Source organism: Mesorhizobium sp. B2-5-7 (genome assembly GCF_006440875.1).
Classification (GTDB): Bacteria; Pseudomonadota; Alphaproteobacteria; order Rhizobiales; family Rhizobiaceae; genus Mesorhizobium; species Mesorhizobium australicum.
Genome location: NZ_VFUO01000003.1, coordinates 235,281 through 254,454, shown reverse-complemented (window position 1 = coordinate 254,454; position 19,174 = coordinate 235,281). Strand labels below are relative to the sequence as shown.

Genomic DNA, 19,174 nt, shown 5'->3' with positions numbered 1-19,174 from the left:
CCTATTTCGGATGGCGGAGACGCGGATTGGCGACGATCGCCGCTATGTCCGCGATGATGTTGAGACTGATGTAGACGGCGGCGAAGATCAGGCCGACGGCCTGTACCACCGGCACGTCACGCTTGGTGACGTGATCGACGAGATATTGCCCCATGCCGGGATAGACGAAAATCACCTCGACCACGACGACGCCGACGATGAGATAGGCGAGGTTGAGCATGACGACGTTGATGATCGGCGCGATGGCATTGGGGAAGGCGTGCTTGCGGATGACGTTGAACGCCGACAGCCCTTTCAGTTCCGCCGTCTCGACATAGGCCGACTGCATGACATTGAGGATCGCCGCTCGCGTCATGCGCATCATGTGGGCGAGCACCACCAGCGTCAGCGCCGTCGCCGGCAGCGCGATCGCCTGCATCCGCTCACCGAAGGGCATGCCTTCGTAGACAGTCGAGATGCCGGGAAAGATCTGCCACTTCACGGCGAAGAAATAGACCAGCACATAGCCGATGAAGAATTCGGGGAAGGAGGTCGAGGCCAGTGCCAGCCCGGAGATCAGCTTGTCGACCCAGCCATTGCGGTAGCGCACCGCGATCAGGCCCAGGATGATGGCCAGCGGTACGGCCACGATCGCCGCCCAGAAGGCGAGGAACAGTGTGTTCCACAGGCGCGACTTGATCGAGGTTGCGATAACCTGCCCGCTCGACATCGCCGTGCCGAGGTCGCCGGTCAAGACGCCGCCGAGCCAGTGGAAATACCTGACATAGGCCGGGTCGTTCAGCCCGAGCTGCTCACGCAGATTGGCGAGCGATTCCGGCGTCGCGGATTGTCCCAGAATGGCTTGCGCGACATCGCCTGGCAGAATCTGCGTGCCGGCGAAGATCAGGACCGAGATGGCCAACAGAAGGAGGATGCCCAGCGCAATGCGCTGGGCAATGAGTTTCAGGATGGGTGAAGACATCTCTGCAAAGCCGGACTCAGGCCTGCAGCCAGCACTTCGCCAGGGCGTAGCCGTTCATCAGTTCCTGGTGCGGATCATCCACCCAGCCATCGACCTTGGCGCCGGTGGCGTCGATGAACTGGTTGAACATCGGCAGGATCAGGCCGCCGTCGTCGCGGACCATGACAGCCATGTCATGGTACATCTGCTTGCGCTTGGCCTCGTCGAGTTCGGCGCGCGCCGCCAGCACCATCTTGTCGAAATCCGGGCGCTTGAAACGCGTGTCGTTCCAGTCTGCCGTCGACAGATAGGCGGTCGAATACATCTGGTCCTGCGTCGAGCGGCCGCCCCAGTAGGAGGCGCAGAAGGGCTGCTTGTTCCAGACCTCGTTCCAGTAGCCGTCGCCGGGCTCTCGCTTGAGCTCGATCTTGATGCCGGCCTTGGCCGCGCTCTGCTGGAACAACTGGGACGCATCGACGGCGCCGGGGAAAGCCACGTCCGAGGTCCTGAGCAGCACGGTGCCGTCATGGCCTGACTTCTTGTAGTGGAACTTGGCCTTGTCGGGATCGTACTTGCGCTGCTCGATCTCGCTGAACAGCGGATAGGACGCGTTGATCGGGAAGTCGTTGCCGAGCGAGCCGTAGCCGCGCAGCACCTTGGTCAGCATCTCCTCGCGGTCGATCGCCAGCTTCAGCGCCATCCTGAGGTCGTTGTTGTCGAACGGCGCCGTGTTGCAATGCATGATGAACACGTAGTGGCCGGGACCGGCGTGGTTGCGGATGGTCACGCCCGGGACGCGCTTGATCAGGTCGACGATCTTCGGCTCGACGCGGTTGATCATGTTGACCTGGCCGCCCTGCAGTGCTGCCGTGCGGGCGGTCGCGTCATTGATGACGATGACCTCGATCTGGTCGGCATGGCCCATCTTGTCGCCCTGCCAGTAATTGGCGAAGCGCTCGCCGCCATGGCGCACGCCAGGCTCGTTGGTCTTGACCACGTATGGCCCTGCCGAGATGCCGGCATCGGGCTTGTCCTTGCCGCCATTGGGCTGGACGATCAGGTGATAGTCGCTGAGCAAATAGGGAAGGTCGGCATTGGCCTCCTTCAGCGTCAGCACCACTTCCTTGCCGCTGGCCTTGATGGTGTCGATGCCCTTCATGTAGCCGAGCGCGCCGGATTTCGACTTCTCGTCCGAATGGCGCTCCAGCGTGGCGGCCACGTCCTCCGCGGTCACGGTCTTGCCGTTGTGGAATTCGACGCCGTCGCGGATCTTCAGCGTCCAGGTCTTGGCGTCCTTGGACGAGCCGATGTCTTCAGCGATGCGGTTCTCGAGCTTGCCTTCCGGCGACAGCTCGACGATCATTTCGCCCCAGCACTTGCCGAAGGCGAACGGCACCTGCGTCATCATCAGCGCCGGGTCGAGGCTGTTGGTGGATTCACCGCCGACCAGGCCGGCCTTCAGCGTACCGCCCTTGACCGGACCCGCTGCGCGTGCCGCGCTGGAAAGCAGCGCGTTGGCGAAGGGTGCGGCGATGCCGAGCGCTGCCGCCCGGCCGAGAAAATCACGACGGCTCAGTTTGCCGGACGCAACGCGCCAGCTAAGGAATTCCAGTTCGTTTGACATTTGAGTTCCTCACTCTGTTGGTTCGACTCTGCGGTCGATTTTCTTGCTTCTTGTTAAAGGGAATAATGGCCGCAAGGGAAAGCGGTAAGCAAGACCGAATGCGACATGCCATGGCGTAAATCGCACGTCGCATTTGGATCAATGATTTCAGCGCTCAAACAAGCGCACGCGGGACCTTTTCGTCGAAATCGCGCTCGAAGACGAGTTTTTCGCCCTCATAGGCTTCGATTCGGGCGCTGACGATGAAGTTTTGCGCGTCCGACCGCATCTGCGCCCATGTCTCGGTACGGACCGACCATCCATTTCGCGACAGGGTCTGCGTCCAGTGTGTTTTTCCCGAGGCCGACAGGGGATCGTCAGGTTGGATGGTCCAGGTTTCGCGGGCGATGCTGCCGTTGACCAGTCCGTGGTCGAGATCGCGCACTTCGCCGAAGTCGTCGGTTATCGACAGCGTGACAATCCCGGTCTTTTCGTCGCGATCGACATGGCGTTCGGAATTGGCGGGCCGAACCGTCTCGGTCGCCCACGGCGTGGCACCTTCCGGCTCGGCGAAAACGGCTTCATCGCCTGTTGCCAGCAGGCGCAACGGCACCGTTAGCGTGGCCGCCGACACGGTCAGCCGTACCGGCTCGGGCGAGGGCCAGATAGCGGGCCAGTAGGCGGTCGAAACGGCGACGCGCAGACGATGGCCGGCCGGCACGCGGTAGGCGCATTGATCGAGTACGACACGGACCGAAACCGTCTCGCCGGGGACCAGCGCCTCGGGGAATTCATGCGAGTTGCGGTGCGTCAGATTGAGCACGCCATAGGAGATCAGTTCCGAGGCGCCATCGGGATGCACGTCGCAGAGCCGGACAGCGATGTTGGCCTGGGGCCGATCCGAGGCAAGCTGGACCTCAAGCTCCGGCGCGCCGACGATCTCGATCGGCTTGGTGAGCTCAGGCTGGTCGAAACAGGCCGACAGCCCGTCATCAGGACGCTGATCGCCCGGCAGTTCCGGTCCGAAGGTGAACGGAAAGTATTCGCCGCCGGCAAGCCCACAGGTTTGCGGCGAAGCGACGGCTGAAGGCCCTGCACCCGGGGCCATGAGCTCGAGCGCTTCAGTCGTTATGTTGGACGATGGCCACTCCTGCTCGGCTATCCAGCGGCCGGGCCGCTCCGGATGCCAGCGCGCGGGACGCACGCTGTCCATGACATACGCACGGTAGTCGGGATCGGCCTCGACGCCGGTCTCGGCGCCCTTCAGCCAGCGGTCCCACCAGCGCAGCGCCTCCTGGAGGAAGCCGATGGCTGGCTTGGGGCCGGCATAGTGCGGGTATTTGTGGATCCACGGCCCGACGATGCCCTTGACCGGTGCCTCGATGTTGGTGATCAGGTGCGAGATCGTGTTGCGGTAGCCGTCGTGCCAACCGCCAATCGACAGCACAGCCGCCTTGACGGCCGAAAAATCCTCGCAAATCGAACCGCGCTTCCAATAGGCGTCGCGATGCTGGTGGCTGAGCCACAGGGGCAAGAGGAACGACTGGTTCTCCAGCCGTCTCAGCCACAGATCGCGCCATTTGCTGTCGCCGGCAATCAGCGGATCCGGCGGCCGCGACGAGTAGGACAGCATGGTCGAGGCCCAGCCGAAATTCTCGTTCAAAAGGCAGCCGCCCTTGTAGTGGATGTCGTCGGCATAGCGGTCGACGGTCGAGCACAGGCTGATCACCGCCTTGAGCGCCGGCGGCTGTTTGGCCGCCACCTGCAGGCAGTTGAAGCCGCCCCAGGAAATACCCATCATGCCGACATTGCCGTTGCACCAGGGCTGCGCCGCCGCCCAAGCGATGACATCACAGGCGTCCTGCAGTTCCTGCTCGGAATATTCGTCGTCCATCAGCCCTTCGGAATCGCCATTGCCGCGCATGTCGACGCGGATCGAGGCATAGCCGTGGCCGGCGAAATAGGGATGGGTAAGCTGATCGCGAAAGATCGTGCCGTCGCGCTTGCGGTAGGGCAGGTGCTCGAGGATGGCAGGCACCGGATCGTCGCCCGCATCCTCCGGCATCCACACCCGAGCCGACAGCCGGCAGCCATCGGGCATGACGATGCCCATATCGGGAAATTCGACGACCTTGCGGGGAAATTCGGTGATGGTTTTCATATGGCAGGCATAACGCTCCGCGGCACGAGAACTTTCAATCGCCATTCGCGACTGGAGCAGCGAAATATGCGACCTGTGCCGCTATCGCAATTCGTCGAGCAGTTCGGGATGTTTCTCCAGCAATGTCATCAATTGAATGGTCGGGCCACTCGGTTCGATCAAGCCTCTTTCATACTTGTCGAAGGCGTTCTCGCCGACCTTGAACAAGGATCCGGCCTCGCGCTGCGACAGCTTGAGCTTCGTGCGCATGCGGCGGATGGTTGACGGGGCCGGCACGCCGTCGATCTTCTCTTTGAGCGCGCGCAACCCGGCATCAACGGCGGCCATATCGTCGCCGACATGCACACCCTCGCCATCCGATGGCGGATAGTAGCCGGGCAGGTCGACGATCATGCTCTCGCCCTTATAGGTCACGGTGAATGGACGGACTCCGCGCATCAACGTTTTTCCGGTTTCGGGGGAGACCATCCTATTCGTTTCACTGCTCTCCCTTGTCGCCATGGTCATTTCTCCTTGAATGACATGACCGTGAATTCGGTCACGACATCCGCCTGGAATTTCACATAGAGAAGCATGTCACGCGCTGGCACGTGATAGACATCCTGCCACACTCGATGATCCGCGAAAGTCGTCATCGACTTTACAAACATCTTCCGCGTCATGCTGTCGATCACCTCGATCAAACCGGCGCGATGGAAGCCCAGCCCAACAGCATCCCGCAGTGCGGACGTTGTGATCGCCAGCGTGTCGACAGACCCAAATGTCGTCTTGATTGCATCAAGATCGTAAGTGGGTCTGCGTTATCCATAATCAGTATGCCCCCATAAAGGGGGTAACTCAAGCGGCGATTGTTGAGACGGAAGCTCAATTCAGCGGAATGTCGTTCTCAGCCTTGCTCGCCTGGTAGTCACCCGACAATTCGTCGTAGCGCGCCGAGATTTTCCCGATCCGCTCCTCCAGCCGTTGGCGTTCGGCCCGGGGTAGCGCCCTAACCAACCTGCGGATCGAAAAACTTTTCCAATAGGCGTTCTCGGCATTGTAGCCGCCGGGGTCGAGGGTGAAGACCTCTTTCAGAATTTTGAGATCATGCGGGATGGCAAAACTGTCACGCGAATCCTCGTGGCTGAACAAATAGTAGAAGTTGTCAAAGCCGGCCCAGGTGATCGCCGACAGGCAGAGCGAGCAGGGCTCGTGTGTGGCGAGAAAGATGGCGTCCTTGGTGTCGACGCGCTCGGCCCTGGGCATCTCGTAAAAGCGCTTCAGGCAATGCACCTCGCCATGCCAGAGCGGATTTTCCATCTCGTTGTTGGTCTCGGCCAGCACCAGCGAATGGTCGTCCTTGCGCAGGATCGCCGCGCCGAACAGCTTGTTGCCGTGGGCGACGCCTTCTGCCGTCTTCGGCACGATCTCGTGCTCGATGACGTCGAGCAGGCGGTCGATCAGCGAAATGTCGGTCATCACAAGCTCTCGTCAGGGAGGTGGATTTCGTAGGCGTGCGAGAAGTGGAATTCCTCGAGGTTGGAGCCGTCGCCACCACGGTCGACGATCAAAAAGTCCTGAGGCTCTCCGAGCGGCGTCAGCACGCCGTGCCAGAGATTGCGGAAGTAGTTGATGCCTTGCCCCGGTGCGGTGACGAAGGCATGAGGCTCGCCAGGCCCGTCCTTGCCGTCAGGGCAGACGACGACCAGGAACGGACGCGGCGACAGCGGTATGAAGGCCTGGCTGCCCAAGGGGTGGCGCTCCACCATGGTCAGCTTCAGCGGCATGTCATAGGGCGTGCCGCGCACCATCGAGATCAGCACGCGCGCATTCGGCCCCGTGGCTTGCGCGGTGGCGAGGTCATGGTAGCGCTCGGCCTTGCCGCCATTGATCGGATAGTGGTTGTCGCCGCCCATGTCGATGACATCGCCGAATTCGGCAAAGGCCTCACGGGTCAGCGGCCGCGCGACAATGCGGCTCATGACGTCCGCTTCGCGATGCCGGCCCCGCCGAGCTTGGCGTGCCGGTTGACGTCCTTGTAGAGCAGATAGCGGAATTTGCCGGGGCCGCCGGCATAGCAGGCCTGCGGGCAGAAGGCGCGCAGCCACATATAGTCGCCGGCCTCGACCTCGACCCAGTCCTGGTTGAGCCGATAGACAGCCTTGCCTTCGAGCACATAGAGCCCGTGTTCCATGACATGCGTCTCGGCGAAGGGAATGACCGCGCCGGGCTCGAGCGTGACGATGGTCATGTGCATGTCATGGCGCAGATCGGCGGGATCGACGAACCGCGTCGTTGCCCAGCGGCCCTCGGTGCCGGGCATCGGCGTCGGCGCGATCTCCTGTTCGTTGGTGAAGAAGGCTTGCGGAATCTCGAGGCCATCGACGACTTCATAAGCCTTGCGTATCCAGTGGAAGCGGACAGCCGCCTTGCCTTCGTTGCGGACTGTCCAGCCGCTGGCCGGCGGCAGGAAGGCAAAACCGCCGGGGCGCAACACATGTTTCATGCCGTCGAGCAGAACCGTCAGCTCGCCCTCGACCACGAACAGGGCGCCTTCGGCGCCGGCATCGGGCTCCGGCCGCTCGCTGCCGCCGCCTGGCGCGACCTCGACGATGTATTGCGAAAACGTCTCGGCGAAACCGGACAGCGGCCGTGACAGGATCCAGACACGGGTCTTGTCCCAGAACGGCAGGACGCTGGTAACGATGTCCTGCATCACGCCCTTGGGGATGACCGCATAGGCTTCGGTGAAGACGGCGCGGCCGGTCAGAAGTTCGCTCTGGCCAGAATGGCCGCCCTTTGGGGCATAATAGGTTCGCTCGGGCATCCTGATCGTATCCATGGGTTCAAACCTATTGTGGAAGCATGTCCTTGAGGCGCAGCAGCGCGATGCGCTCGACCTGTTTGCAGGCGGTTTCGAATTCGACGCCGCGGCTGTTGCCGATGCGGGCTTCGAATTCGGCGAGGATTTCCTCCTTTGTCTTGCCTTTCACCGCGATGATGAAGGGAAAGCCGAAGGTGGTGACGTAGGCGGCGTTGAGCTTGGAGAACAGTTCGCGTTCCTTGTCTGTCAGCGCGTCGAGACCGGCGGAAGCCTGTTCCCTGGTCGATTCCGCCGTCAGTCGCCTGGCCTTGGCCAGCTTGCCGGCGAGGTCGGGATGGGCGTTGAGCACGCCGAGCCGTTCGGTCTCACTGGCGGAACGGAAGATGCGGCAAAGCGCATTGTGGAGGCCGCCCGCCGTGTCGTGCGCCGGGCCGAGCTCCAGCTCGTAGGCCCGCTCGGCGATCCAGGGCGAATGTTCGAAAACGCCGCCGAAGCTGTGAACGAACGTCTCGAATTCCATCTTCGAGGGGCGTAGCGCGGCCGGCTGATAGGTGTGGTTTTCCTGCCAGTGCTTGGCGATGTCGATACGCCGCGCCAGCCAGACCTTGTCGTGCGATTTGACATAATCGACGAAGCGTTTCAGCGCCGCCACCCGGCCCGGCCGCCCGACCAGGCGGCAATGCAGGCCGATGTTCATCATGCGCGGCCGGCCGGCCTTGCCCTCGGCATAGAGCGTATCGAAACTGTCCTTCAAATACGCAAAGAACTGGTCGCCCGAGTTGAAGCCTTGCGGTGTGGCAAAGCGCATGTCGTTGGCGTCGAGCGTATAGGGGATGATAAGCTGCGTGCCGTCCTCATGCTCGAACCAGTAGGGCAGCTCGTCGTCATAGGTGTCCGAGACGTAGTCGAAGCCGCCTTCCTCCGCCACCAGCCGCACCGTGTTGATCGATGTGCGGCCCGTATACCAGCCGGTCGGGCGCTGGCCGGTCACCTCGTAGTGCAGCTTGATCGCCGCTTCGAGGTCGCGGCGCTCGTCCTCGGCGTCGTGGTCGCGGTAGTCGATCCATCTCAACCCGTGCGAGGCGATTTCCCAGCCGGCTTCCTGCATCGCCGTGACCTGGTCGGGTGAGCGCGCGAGCGCCGTGGCGACGCCATAGCAGGTGACAGGCACTTGCTCTTCGCTGAACAGGCGCAGCAGCCGCCAGAAGCCGGCCCGCGCCCCATACTCGTAGATCGATTCCATGTTCCAGTGGCGCTGGCCCACCCAGGGCGCCGCGCCGACGATCTCGGACAGGAAGGCTTCAGAAGCTTTGTCACCGTGGAGCACGCAGTTCTCGCCGCCCTCTTCGTAGTTGACGACGAACTGCACGGCGACATGCGCGCCGCCAGGCCATTTCGGATCCGGCGGATTGGCTCCGTAGCCACGCATGTCCCTGCTGTAACGCATCGTCCCTCCGCGCCCGGCATCACCGGAAGTATGATCAGGATATCGAAAGGGTGCTTCTCGCATTCCCCTCAAAATTTTTGAAAGTGTTTTTGTCGCACTCCGCTCGACCGGGACTTATGCATCGCCTTTAATTGGCGCACAATTCATCAGTAGTGCTCGATTGTACCGGCCAATTTGTTCGTATTGGAAAATGGGAGGCGGCCAATGGCAGAGACATCGAAAGCCGATGGCGGGCGTCTGACGACCCATGTCCTGGATACCGCGACCGGCAGGCCGGCGGCTGGATTGTCCATCGCGCTCTACCGTCTCGAGGGTTTGGCCCGCACGCTTCTGAAGACGGTCGTCACCAATGCCGACGGCCGCTGCGATGCGCCGCTGCTGGCCGGTGCCGACTTCCGCATCGGCGAATACGAACTGGTGTTCGCGGCCGGCGACTATCTGCGCGGCCAAGGAACGAAGCTGCCCGAGCCTGCCTTCCTCGATAGCGTGCCGATCCGCTTCGGCATGGCGCAGGCGCTGCACTATCATGTACCATTGCTGATCTCGCCATACGGCTATTCCACCTACAGGGGGAGCTGAGGCATGGCCAAGGGCAATATCCGCAACGAAATCCGCTTCATTCTGAATGGCAGGGATGTCGCGCTGTCATCCGTGACGCCTGACGCGACCCTGCTCGACTGGCTGCGGCTCGACCGTTCGCTGCGCGGCACCAAGGAAGGCTGCGCCGAGGGCGATTGCGGCGCCTGCACGGTGCTGATCGGCAGACTTTCGGCCACCGGACTGGTCTATGAAAGCATCAATGCCTGCATTCGCTTTCTGGGCTCGCTCGACGGCACCCATGTCGTGACGGTCGAGCACCTGCGCGGCGAAGCTGGCCAGTTGCATCCGGTCCAGCAGGCTATGGTCGATTTCCATGGCTCGCAATGCGGCTTCTGCACGCCGGGTTTCGTCATGTCGCTCTACGGCTTGTGGATGAAGTCACCGGACCCTTCGGGCGCGGCCATCGAAAAAGCCTTGCAAGGCAATCTCTGCCGCTGCACCGGCTATGAGGCGATCATGCGCGCCGCGCACGCCATATCGAGCTACGGCAAGGTGGCGAAGGACCCCTTGGCGGCGGAGCGCCGGGACATCACCACACGGCTGCAGGCGTTGCACGATGGCGCCAGGGTCGAGATCGGCGCCGGCGGGACGCGGCTGGTTGTGCCGGCCGATGCCGACGATTTCGCAGCTGTCTTCGAAAAAGAGCCGACCGCCACCGTCGTAGCCGGTTCGACCGACGTTGGTCTGTGGGTGACCAAGCAGATGCGCGACATCTCGCCGGCGATCTTCATCGGCAATCTGCCGGGGCTTTGCACCGTCACGGAAGACAATGGTGTCATATCGATTGGCGCCGGCGTCACCTACACCGAAGCCTTTTCGACGCTGTCGAAACGCATCCCGGCATTGGGGCCGTTGTTCGACCGCATCGGCGGCGAACAGGTCCGCAACATGGGCACGATCGGTGGCAACGTCGCCAACGGCTCGCCGATAGGTGACACGCCGCCACCGTTGATTGCGCTCGGTGCACGGCTGACATTGCGCAGGGGCAAGACACGGCGCACGATCCCGTTGCAGGATTTCTTCATCGCCTATGGCAAGCAGGACCGCCAGCCAGGCGAGTTCGTCGAGGCCGTGCATGTGCCGGTGCCGGTAAAGGGGACAAAGTTCGCCGTCTACAAGGTCACCAAACGCCGCGACGAGGACATCAGCGCGACCCTTGGCGCCTTTTATCTGGCCTTGGCCAAGGACGGCACGGTAGCCGATATCCGCATCGCCTATGGCGGCATGGCGGCAACGCCGAAGCGGGCGTCCTCTGTCGAAAAGGCGCTGCTCGGCAAGGCCTGGACCGAAGTGACGGTGGAAGCGGCTATGGCCTGCTATGCCAGCGATTTCACCCCGCTGACCGATATGCGCGCAACCGCCGAATACCGAGCTTTGGCGGCGAAGAACCTTCTGTTGCGCTTTTACGTGGAAACCACCGGCACCAAGGCGCCGTTCCAGGTATCACGCAGCGAGGCGGCCTGATGAACAAGCACGCACCATCAAACCTCAAGGCCGAGAAGATCGTCGGCGGCGTCGCCACCGACCAGCGGCACGATTCCGCCCACAAGCATGTCAGCGGCGGCGCCGTCTATATCGACGACATGCCGGAGCCGGCCGGCACGCTGCATGTCGGTCTTGGCCTGTCCAAGGTGGCCCATGGCGTTCTGAAGAGCGTCGATCTCTCGGCGGTGCGCGCGGCCCCTGGCGTCGTCGACGTGCTGACCTATGCCGACGTGCCGGGCGAGAACGATGTCTCGCCCAGCAACATGCATGACGATCCGGTGCTGGCGGAAGGCAAGGTGCAGTTCTTCGGGCAACCGATCTTCGCGGTCATTGCCGAGACGCGCGAGGCGGCGCGTCGCGCCGTGCGCCTGGCTGGGATCGAGTATGACGAGCTCCCTGCCCTCATCGACATATGGGACCTTGATCCGACCAGGGACAAGCAGGTCACGACGCCGCTGATCCTGAAGCGTGGCGATGCGGCCGCCGCAATCCAGGCAGCCCCCCGCCGCATCAAGAACCGCATGTGGCTTGGCGGCCAGGACCATTTCTATCTCGAAGGCCAGGTGTCGCTCGCCATCCCCGGCGAGGACGACGAGGTGACCGTCTACTGTTCGACGCAAGGGCCGAGCGAGACGCAGCATCTGGTCGCCCACACGCTCGGCGTGCCGAGCAACGCGGTGACGGTGGAGGTGCGCCGCATGGGCGGCGGCTTCGGCGGCAAGGAAACGCAGGCCAACCAGTGCGCCGCGATCGCCGCCATCGCCGCCAAGAAGCTGAAGCGGGCGGTCAAGGTCCGGCTCGACCGCGACGAGGACATGACCGCCACCGGCAAGCGGCACGATTTCGCCATCGACTACGAGGTCGGCTTCGACGACGAGGGCAACATCCTCGGCGTCGATTTCACCTATGCCTTGCGCTGCGGCTTTTCCGCCGACCTGTCCGGCCCGGTCGGCGACCGCGCGCTGTTCCACTGCGACAACGCGTATTTCTATCCCGCGGTGTTGGCCAAGTCGGCGCCGCTCTACACCAACACCGTCTCCAACACCGCCTTCCGCGGCTTCGGCGGCCCGCAAGGCATGATCGGCGCCGAGCGGGTCATCGACGAGGTCGCCTTCGCGGTCGGCAAGGATTCGCTCGAAATCCGCAAGCTGAATTTCTATGACTCGATGGAGGCGATCGGCGCGCGCTGCGTCACGCCCTATCACCAGAAGGTCGAGGACTGCATCATCCAGCGCATCGTGGCGGAACTGGAAGAGAGCGCCAGCTATGCGCGCCGCCGCCGCGAGATTTCCGCGTTCAACGCCAACAGCCGCTTCGTCAAGCGCGGCCTGGCGCTGACGCCGGTCAAGTTTGGCATCTCCTTCACCAAGACCGAGTCCAACCAGGCCGGGGCGCTGGTCCATGTCTATGCCGATGGTTCGGTGCACATGAACCATGGCGGCACCGAAATGGGGCAGGGCCTGCACCTCAAGGTGGCGCAGGTCGTGGCCGAGGAGTTCCAGATCGACCTCGACCGCGTGAAGATCACCGCCACCACAACCGCCAAGGTGCCCAACACCGCGCCGACGGCGGCGTCCTCGGGCGCCGACCTCAACGGCATGGCGGCGCAGAACGCGGCGCGCCAGATCCGCCAGCGGCTGACCGACTTCGCCGCCGAGAGATATCAGATACCTGTCGACCAGGTGGTGTTCCTGCCCAACCGGGTGCGCGTCGGCAACCAGGAAGTCAGCTTCAACGATTTGGTCAAGCAGGCCTACATCGCGCGTGTGCAGCTCTCGGCCGCCGGCTTCTACAAGACGCCGAAGATTCACTGGGACCGCGGCAAGGGCCAGGGCCACGCCTTCTACTACTATGCCTATGGCGCGGCCTGCGCCGAAGTGTCGGTCGACACGCTGACCGGCGAGTATGTCGTCGAGCGCGCCGATATCCTGCACGACTGTGGCCGTTCGCTGAATCGGGCCATCGACCTCGGCCAGGTCGAGGGCGGCTTCATCCAGGGCATGGGCTGGCTGACCACCGAGGAACTGTGGTGGGACGACAAGGGCCGGCTGCGCACCCATGCGCCCTCGACTTACAAGATCCCGCTGGCCTCGGACCGGCCGAAGATCTTCAACGTCGCGCTGACCGACTGGTCGCAGGCCTATGAGCCGACCATCCATCGCTCCAAGGCGGTCGGCGAGCCACCGCTGCCGCATGGCATGGCAGTGCTGCATGCGCTGTCGGATGCCGTGGCCAGCGTCGCCGACCACAAGATCTGCCCGCGCCTCGACGCGCCGGCGACCCCCGAACGCGTGCTGATGGCGATCGAGCGGTTGAAGAAAGAGGTCAAGGCTGGCGCCTGAAGGCCGGCAAACGTGCAATCCCAGCCGAAAAAGCCTATATTTTGCATTCGGGAACCGTGAACCATGAACTCGAACGTGCAAAGCTTGAAAACCTTTCTCGGCAGCGCCGCGCGACTTGCCCTGGTCGAAGTGGCCGGTACCAAGGGCTCGACGCCGCGTGAGAAGGGCGCTTTCATGCTTGTTTCGCCTGCGGCGATCTTTGGCACGATCGGCGGTGGTCAGCTCGAATACATGGCCATCGACAAGGCGCGGCAGATGCTCATCTCCCCCCTCGAGGGGGAGATGGCCGCGAAGCGGCCAGAGGGGGTCCTCGCAGGAGGCACCGCAAGGGGGTCGAGCACTGCCGCAACGACCCCACCCGGCGGCTTCGCCGCCACCCTCCCCTCGAGGGGGAGGGGAACCCGCATCGAGGCCGACGAAATCTGCGCCTCGCTTGACGTCCCGCTCGGCCCCGAAATTGGCCAGTGTTGTGGCGGACGGGTCGAGGTGCTGATTCGGCTGGTCGATGCAGCGCTGGCCGCCGAGCTGGTTGCGGCGGCGGAAGCCGAGGAGGCGCAGCTGCCGCATGTCTATATCTTCGGCGGCGGCCATGTCGGCCAGGCGCTCGCGTCTACGGTAGCGCTTCTTCCCGTGCACGGTGTCGTCATCGAGACGCGGGCCGAGGCGCTGGAAGGCATGCCGGAAACCATCGAGACGCGGCTGACGCCGATGCCGGAAGCCGAGGTGCGCAACGCCCCGGCCGGCACCGCCTTCGCCATCCTCACCCATGACCACGCGCTCGATTTCCTGATCGTCGCCGAAGCACTGAAACGCGGCGACGCTGCCTATGTCGGCATGATCGGCTCGAAGACCAAGAAGGCGACATTCAGAAACTGGTTCCTAAAATCGGCGGACGGCGCGGAGACTGAATTTGCCCGGCTCGTCTCGCCGATCGGCGGCGACGCCGTCAAGGACAAGCGCCCGCAGGTGATCGCCGCACTGGCGGCCGCCGAGATCATGACGGCTCTAGTCGTGCACGGGGCGGCCTCAAGTTCCGACCGTCCCCATGACAGGGTGATGGCGAGTTAGACTTGCGCCGCGGCTAAGCCGGCCGTTTCAAGCCGAGATGTTCAGGCAGCGTGACCGCCGCTCTTGTCGAACAGTAGAGCATCCGCGTCCTGCCACAGGCCCTGCACGATGCCTGTGAATTCCTCCGCGCAGCGTCGAAAACCGTGTCCGAAAATCCTTCGGGCCTGCTGAAGTTGGTGGCCTCGCGCGGGTAGGGTCAGCGATGCGTTCCAGCCGGCACGGCCGTGGCTGATGACGTTGAGGGGACGCGAAGCGACGCGCTAGATTATAGGCTGATGCGCGAGGGTCGAGGCGCCTCGGAATCGGCAACGATGACCCATCGGCTTTGCTCGTACCTCGACCAAGGTGCGGATTGCCCGGTCAAAACCGCGCAGGACGAAACTAAGTTCGTCCTGCAGCAAGACAAGCCCGGCGAATGGAAGCAGCCGGCGGTCACTTGCCGGCCTGTTCTACCGCCCGGCCAGGATGTCCTTGATCAGCCGCTGGCAGCGCTCCGCCATGAAGTCGAGCAGCAGGCGCACCTTGGGATCCTGCAGCTTCTTGTGCGGATATACGGCAGCGAACTGCACCGGCGTAGGCGGGGTGCTGGCGAGAATGACCTTCAGCCGCCGGTCGCGGATGAACGGCTCGACCTCGAAGCGCGGCTTGTTGATGATACCGCGTCCCGACAGAGCCCAACCGGTCAGCACGTCGCCGTCATCGGTGTCGTAGGGCCCGTGCACTTCGAATTTTTGCTGGCCGGCCGGCGTTTGCAAGGTCCAGACATATTCGCGTGCGCCGGAATAGCGCAGCATCAGGCAGTCATGTCTCCTGCCGATCAATTCCTGCGGATCCATGGGCTCGCCGCGTGCCTCAAGATATTTGGGTGCGGCGACCAACACACGTTCGCATTCCATGATGCCGCGCATCCGAAGGCTGGAGTCCTCGATGATGCCGAGCCGGAAGGCGACATCGATGCCCTCTTTCATGATGTCGACATTGTGGTCCGAGAGCCTGAGCCGCACCTCGATATCAGGGTATTTGTCGTGAAAATCGGGAATGCCCGAGGCCACCAGCCGCCGGCCGAGCCCAAGCGGCGCCGTCACCTTGATGGTGCCGCGCGGCTGGCCGGACAGTGCCGAGACGGCCGCCTCCGCTTCAGTGATCGCCTCCAGAACCTGCTTCGCGCCCGAGTAGAACACGGTGCCGTGCTCGGTCGGCATCAACTGCCGTGTCGTGCGGTTGAACAGCCGGACGCCGAGATGCTTCTCCAGTTCCTTGATACGGTTCGAGGCGACCGCCGGCGAAATGCGCATGTCGCGCCCGGCCGCCGACAGATTGCCGAGCTCGACGACGCGGACGAAGACGGCGATGTTGTCGAGATAGGCCATGCGGAGCACCTTCGCCGGTTTGCAGGGATCAACCTAGTATTTTCCAATTTTTTTTGAAAGTCATCGCACACCTCGCCTCTTTCCGTTTACGCGCCACACCTTAAAGTCGCGTCATCGGCAGGGACGACTTCAATGATGGATTTCGCGATTTTCTGGGACTGGCTGAGCTTCGCCGTGCGCTGGCTGCACGTCGTCACCGGCATCGCCTGGATCGGCTCGTCCTTCTATTTCGTCGCGCTCGATCTGGGCCTGCGCCAGCGACCAGGCATGCCCGTCGGCGCCTTCGGCGAGGAATGGCAGGTGCATGGCGGTGGCTTCTACCACATCCAGAAATATCTGGTGGCGCCGGCCGAGATGCCCGAGCATCTGACCTGGTTCAAGTGGGAATCCTACGCCACCTGGCTGTCCGGTTTCGCCATGCTGTGCGTGGTTTATTACGCCGGAGCGGACCTGTTCCTGATCGATCCCAATGTGCTGCCGATGTCGGTGCCAATAGGCATCCTGCTGTCGATGGCGACGATCGGCGTCGGCTGGGTGGTCTATGATCTCCTGTGCCGCTCGCCGCTCGGCAAAAGCGACACCGGCCTGATGCTGGTTCTCTATTGCGTGCTGGTGTTCATCGCCTGGGGACTGACGCATCTGTTCACCGGCCGCGCCGCCTTCCTGCATCTTGGCGCCATCACCGCGACGATCATGTCGGCCAATGTCTTCATGGTCATCATTCCGAACCAGAAGATCGTCGTCGCCGACCTCATCGCAGGACGCAAGCCGGATCCGAAGTACGGCAAGATCGCCAAGCAGCGTTCGCTCCACAACAACTATCTGACGCTCCCCGTGCTGTTCCTGATGCTGTCGAACCACTATCCGCTGGCGTTCGGGACGCAGTTCAACTGGGTCATCGCCTCGCTGGTGTTCATCATCGGTGTCTTGATCCGCCACTATTTCAACAGCGTGCACAAACGTGCCGGCAACCCGCACTGGACCTGGCTGGGCGCCCTTGTCCTGTTCCTCATCATCATCTGGCTGTCGACCGTGCCGAAGGTGCTGACCGGTGAACCCAAGGTTTCCGCCTCGGCGCAAGTCTATATCGCTTCGGCGCATTTCCCGGCGGTGCGCGACACCGTGCTTGGCCGCTGCTCGATGTGCCATGCCGCGGAGCCGGTCTACGAGGGCATCTACCACGCGCCCAAGGGGGTGATGCTGGATACGGACGCGGGCATTGCTGATCATGCCCGCGAGATTTACCTGCAGGCAGGCCGCAGCCACGCCATGCCGCCCGCCAATGTCACAGAGATCACCGACAAGGAGCGGGCGCTGCTGGTCGCCTGGTTCGAAGGCGCGGGGAAATAAGCATGACCTCGACACTTCTGCGCGGCCGCACGCTGTCCTTCGTGCGCTGGCCGCTAGCCATCGACGACCACTCCGCCTGGCGCTACGAGGAAGATGGTGGCCTGCTGATAAGCGGCGGCAGGATCGTTGCATCGGGCGCCTACGCCGATGTCGAGAAACAGGCGGGCGAGGGGACAAAAAAAATCGATCACCGGCCGCATCTGTTGCTGCCGGGCTTCATCGATGCCCATGTGCATTTCCCGCAGATGCAGATCATCGCTTCCTATGGCGCCGAACTGCTCGACTGGCTGAACACCTACACCTTTCCAGAGGAAACAAAATTCGCCAACGCGCAGCATGGCCGCCGCATCGCGCGCCTGTTCCTTGATGAGACGGTGCGCCATGGCACGACGACGGTCGCCGCTTACTGTTCGGTGCACAAGGCGTCGGCGGAAGCCTTCTTCGCCGAGTCGCACGCGCGCGACATGCTCAACATCGCCGGCAAGGTGATGATGGACCGCAACGCGCCCGAAGGCGTGCTCGACACACCGCAATCCGGCTATGACGACACCAAGGCGCTGATCGCCGAGTGGCACGGCAAGGGCCGCCAGCTTTATGCCATCACGCCACGCTTCGCCATCACCTCCTCACCGGAGCAGATGGAGATGGCCGGCGCGCTGTGCCGCGAACATCCCGACCTGCACATGCAGACGCATCTGTCGGAAAACCACGCCGAGATCGCCTTCACGCAACAGCTCTACCCCTGGTCGCGCGACTACACCGATGTGTACGAACATTACGGGCTGCTTGGCAAAAAGAGCCTGTTCGGTCATTGCATTCATTTGTCGGAGCGTGAGGCGGACGCGCTGTCGGACAGCGGTTCGGTGGCGGTATTCTGCCCGACCTCCAACCTGTTCCTCGGCTCCGGCCTGTTCGACTATCAGCGCTTTCGCTGCCGCGACAAGCCATTGCGCATCGCGACCGCCACCGATGTCGGCGGCGGCACCAACTATTCGATGCTGCGTACCATGGAAGAGGGCTACAAGGTAATCGCGCTCAATGGTGAGAAGCTCAACCCGTTCCAGTCATTCTGGCAGATCACGCGTGGCAACGCCGAGGCGCTGTCGGTGGCGGACAGGATCGGCACGCTGGAGGATGGCACCGACGCCGATATCGTCGTGCTCGATGCCAGGGCGACGCCGGCGATGCGGCTCAGGATGGAAACGGTCGAGACGCTGGCGCAGGAACTGTTCCTGCTGCAGACGCTGGGAGACGACCGCGCGGTGCGCGAGGTCTATGTCGCGGGGCGGCCTGCCAAGAGCGACATCGCAATTTAGCACTGCGGCGTGTTCCCCGCTTGACCCGGCGGCAGCCATCGGTCAAAGCGTGCGGCGAAGTTGACAGGGGAACGACATGGCCGTTGCTGACGACATCGCTCTGATCAAGAGACAGGAAGAGACGCTTGTCTTCACGGCCTTCGACGAGGCTGTCGCCTTCGAGATCGGTTCGGCCATCCGCGACCGGGCGCTCCGGGAAGACTTGCCCATCATCGTCGACATCAGGACCTTCGACCGGCCGCTGTTCTATGCCGCGATGCCGGGCTCGAACGCTTCCAATCCCGACTGGGCGCGGCGCAAAATCAATGTCGTGAAGCGCTATCTCAGAAGCACTTACCGGCTGGTGCTGGAGCAGCAGCGCCCCGACCGCACCTTCAAGATCGGCGAGGGGCTCGATATTGCTGACTATGTGTTGGCCGGCGGCGGCTTTCCGGTTGCGGTCAAGGGCGTCGGTGTCATCGGCGTGATCGCGGTCTCTGGCCTGCCTGAGCGCCAGGATCATGGCGTGGTGGTCGATGCGCTGTGCGATTACCTGGCCATCGATGCAGGCCAGCTTGCTCTGCCGCCGGAAGAAAAATCGTGACGTCAGCGCTGCCCCTCCCCCTCACCCTCACCCTCTCCCCGTATAGAGACGGGGAGAGGGGCGTACCAACGCTGGAGCGCTTCCCTTCTCCCCGTCACTATACGGG

At 63.0% G+C, this 19,174-nt stretch carries 16 protein-coding genes and 2 pseudogenes; 7 read left to right on the top strand and 11 right to left on the bottom strand.

Features of this window, described 5'->3' with window-relative positions; genetic code table 11:
* Position 1: 1 nt before the first annotated feature.
* From FJ543_RS15065 to puuE, 9 genes and pseudogenes are all read right to left on the bottom strand, one after another.
* Entirely contained in the window at positions 2-961 is a 960-nt protein-coding gene (locus FJ543_RS15065; RefSeq protein WP_140875759.1) for an ABC transporter permease, read from the bottom strand.
* A 16-nt stretch (positions 962-977) separates the two neighbouring features.
* Positions 978-2,564 (bottom strand): ABC transporter substrate-binding protein, encoded by a 1,587-nt coding sequence (locus tag FJ543_RS15060; RefSeq protein ID WP_140875758.1) that lies wholly within the window; start codon positions 2,562-2,564, stop codon positions 978-980.
* 154 nt (positions 2,565-2,718) lie between these two features.
* On the bottom strand, positions 2,719-4,704 hold the full coding sequence (locus FJ543_RS15055) for a CocE/NonD family hydrolase (RefSeq protein WP_140875757.1): 1,986 nt from the start codon (positions 4,702-4,704) through the stop codon (positions 2,719-2,721).
* Between the two features lie 81 nt (positions 4,705-4,785).
* On the bottom strand, positions 4,786-5,142 hold the full coding sequence (locus FJ543_RS15050; protein ID WP_246677675.1) for a type II toxin-antitoxin system MqsA family antitoxin: 357 nt from the start codon (positions 5,140-5,142) through the stop codon (positions 4,786-4,788).
* 65 nt (positions 5,143-5,207) lie between these two features.
* Positions 5,208-5,489: pseudogene (locus FJ543_RS15045) on the bottom strand (type II toxin-antitoxin system MqsR family toxin); the annotation flags it as partial.
* A gap of 79 nt (positions 5,490-5,568) precedes the next feature.
* On the bottom strand, positions 5,569-6,162 hold the full coding sequence (locus tag FJ543_RS15040; RefSeq protein ID WP_140875754.1) for a nucleoside deaminase: 594 nt from the start codon (positions 6,160-6,162) through the stop codon (positions 5,569-5,571).
* The gene (locus FJ543_RS15035) at positions 6,162-6,665 is read right to left on the bottom strand and encodes an ureidoglycolate lyase (protein WP_140723432.1); all 504 of its coding nucleotides are present in this window, start codon (positions 6,663-6,665) and stop codon (positions 6,162-6,164) included. The genes FJ543_RS15040 and FJ543_RS15035 overlap by 1 nt, the downstream gene beginning before the upstream one ends.
* Complete coding sequence (locus FJ543_RS15030) at positions 6,662-7,525, bottom strand: bifunctional allantoicase/(S)-ureidoglycine aminohydrolase (protein ID WP_140875753.1); 864 nt, start codon at positions 7,523-7,525, stop codon at positions 6,662-6,664. The genes FJ543_RS15035 and FJ543_RS15030 overlap by 4 nt, the downstream gene beginning before the upstream one ends.
* 10 nt (positions 7,526-7,535) lie before the next feature.
* Entirely contained in the window at positions 7,536-8,954 is a 1,419-nt protein-coding gene (gene puuE / locus FJ543_RS15025) for an allantoinase PuuE (RefSeq protein WP_140875752.1), read from the bottom strand.
* Between the two features lie 204 nt (positions 8,955-9,158).
* Here puuE and uraH point away from each other — a divergent pair, with 204 nt between their 5' ends.
* The 4 genes from uraH to xdhC all read left to right on the top strand — a co-directional run bounded on the left by uraH (position 9,159) and on the right by xdhC (position 14,449).
* Complete coding sequence (gene uraH / locus FJ543_RS15020) at positions 9,159-9,533, top strand: hydroxyisourate hydrolase (protein ID WP_015314318.1); 375 nt, start codon at positions 9,159-9,161, stop codon at positions 9,531-9,533.
* A 3-nt stretch (positions 9,534-9,536) separates the two neighbouring features.
* Complete coding sequence (gene xdhA / locus FJ543_RS15015; RefSeq protein ID WP_015314317.1) at positions 9,537-11,018, top strand: xanthine dehydrogenase small subunit; 1,482 nt, start codon at positions 9,537-9,539, stop codon at positions 11,016-11,018.
* The gene (gene xdhB / locus FJ543_RS15010; RefSeq protein WP_015314316.1) at positions 11,018-13,381 is read left to right on the top strand and encodes a xanthine dehydrogenase molybdopterin binding subunit; all 2,364 of its coding nucleotides are present in this window, start codon (positions 11,018-11,020) and stop codon (positions 13,379-13,381) included. The genes xdhA and xdhB overlap by 1 nt, the downstream gene beginning before the upstream one ends.
* A gap of 63 nt (positions 13,382-13,444) precedes the next feature.
* Positions 13,445-14,449: a xanthine dehydrogenase accessory protein XdhC gene (xdhC, locus tag FJ543_RS15005; protein WP_140875750.1), complete on the top strand. Its 1,005-nt coding sequence runs from the start codon at positions 13,445-13,447 to the stop codon at positions 14,447-14,449.
* A gap of 53 nt (positions 14,450-14,502) precedes the next feature.
* Here xdhC and FJ543_RS31835 read toward each other — a convergent pair.
* Positions 14,503-14,742, bottom strand: a pseudogene (locus tag FJ543_RS31835) (nitrilotriacetate monooxygenase); the annotation flags it as partial.
* Positions 14,743-14,898: 156 nt separating this feature from the next.
* Complete coding sequence (locus FJ543_RS14995) at positions 14,899-15,819, bottom strand: LysR family transcriptional regulator (protein WP_140615052.1); 921 nt, start codon at positions 15,817-15,819, stop codon at positions 14,899-14,901.
* Positions 15,820-15,951: 132 nt separating this feature from the next.
* On the opposite strand from FJ543_RS14995, the gene FJ543_RS14990 reads away from it, so the two are divergent.
* From FJ543_RS14990 to FJ543_RS14980, 3 genes are all read left to right on the top strand, one after another.
* Positions 15,952-17,169 carry a urate hydroxylase PuuD gene (locus tag FJ543_RS14990; RefSeq protein ID WP_015314311.1) on the top strand — a complete coding sequence of 406 codons (1,218 nt, stop codon included), beginning with the start codon at positions 15,952-15,954 and terminating at the stop codon, positions 17,167-17,169.
* 2 nt (positions 17,170-17,171) lie between these two features.
* A complete protein-coding gene (gene guaD, locus FJ543_RS14985; RefSeq protein ID WP_015314310.1) occupies positions 17,172-18,485 on the top strand; it encodes a guanine deaminase in 1,314 nt (437 codons plus the stop codon).
* A 76-nt stretch (positions 18,486-18,561) separates the two neighbouring features.
* On the top strand, positions 18,562-19,068 hold the full coding sequence (locus tag FJ543_RS14980; protein ID WP_015314309.1) for a heme-degrading domain-containing protein: 507 nt from the start codon (positions 18,562-18,564) through the stop codon (positions 19,066-19,068).
* Positions 19,069-19,174: the final 106 nt, after the last annotated feature.